This is a genomic window from Oleiphilus sp. HI0123, from assembly GCF_001635315.1.
This window is the reverse complement of record NZ_LWGE01000943.1, coordinates 1-614: the sequence shown is the minus strand read 5'-3', so window position 1 is coordinate 614 and position 614 is coordinate 1. Positions and strand designations below refer to the sequence as shown.

The following is a 614-nucleotide window of genomic DNA, read 5'->3' as shown; positions in this document are numbered from 1 at the left end:
CTTTTAACCAATTGGTCGCAGGTTCGAATCCTGCACGACCCACCATTTTTCTCCGCTGTTCTAATGTAGAGAAGTTGGTGGCAACAGAGCCGATCGATGAGCATAAAATGTTGAAAAACATTGTCTAAACTTGATGTTACTAGCATCGCTAGTTCACAAGATTCCAGCGGGTCGTTAGCTCAGTTGGTAGAGCAGTTGGCTTTTAACCAATTGGTCGCAGGTTCGAATCCTGCACGACCCACCATTCCCTTCGAAAGTCCGCTGTCCCAATATTTCCAGCTAATTCATTAGTTTTAACATATAGTCATTTGTTAGTCTGCGCTCGCTGCTTCGATCTGCTTGCGTTGGTACTCAATCAATTATAGATTTTACTGTCACAAGGATTATACTATGGCACCCAAATTTTAGGTGCAGCTTCACATTAGTGTATTGTGTGTTTGAGTGGCTTCTAGTTAGTAAGAAAAATAGATTCGAACTTTAGATATATCTTTAGATAGGAACGACATGGCAAGTATTGAAGATCGCGTTTTGGTTCAAGAGCATTTAGCGCATGAGCATCTCTCGGCTAGAGAATTAGATCAGGCCAAGGTTGCAGATTACAAAGAGAAGATTAA

The 614-nt window shown here is 41.4% G+C and carries 1 tRNA gene; it reads left to right on the top strand.

Annotated elements, in window-relative coordinates:
• Positions 1 to 168: 168 nt before the first annotated feature.
• Positions 169 to 244 (top strand) — tRNA-Lys (locus A3761_RS08115).
• Positions 245 to 614: the final 370 nt, after the last annotated feature.